The following is a 362-nucleotide window of genomic DNA, read 5'->3' as shown; positions in this document are numbered from 1 at the left end:
GAGTGCGGCGCCCGCTGGAAGACGACCGCGATCTCGGTGACACGGCGGCCGAGGCGCTTGCCGGTGCGCAGGTAGAAGGGGACGCCCGCCCAGCGGCGGTTGTCGATCCCCACCTTGATGGCGGCGTAGGTGTCGGTCTTGGAGTTGGCGTCGATGCCCTCCTCCTGGAGGTAACCGACGGCCTTCTCGCCGCCCTGCCAGCCCGCCGCGTACTGCCCGCGCACGGTGTCGCGGCCCAGGTCCTTCGGCAGCCGCACGGCCCCGAGCACCTTGGTCTTCTCCGCGGCCAGCGCGTCCGCGTCGAAGGAGGCCGGCTCCTCCATGGCCGTCAGGGCCAGCAGCTGGAGCAGGTGGTTCTGGAT

Annotated in this window: 1 pseudogene; it reads right to left on the bottom strand. The window is 71.5% G+C overall.

Going from position 1 to position 362, the window contains the following annotated elements:
• Positions 1 to 362 (bottom strand): annotated as a pseudogene (locus M8J74_RS44300) (glucose-6-phosphate dehydrogenase); the annotation flags it as partial.

This window comes from Streptomyces panaciradicis, assembly GCF_023516615.1.
Taxonomy (GTDB): domain Bacteria; phylum Actinomycetota; class Actinomycetes; order Streptomycetales; family Streptomycetaceae; genus Streptomyces; species Streptomyces panaciradicis.
The sequence above is the reverse complement of the archived record's forward strand: the minus strand, read 5'-3'. Positions and strand labels throughout refer to the sequence as shown.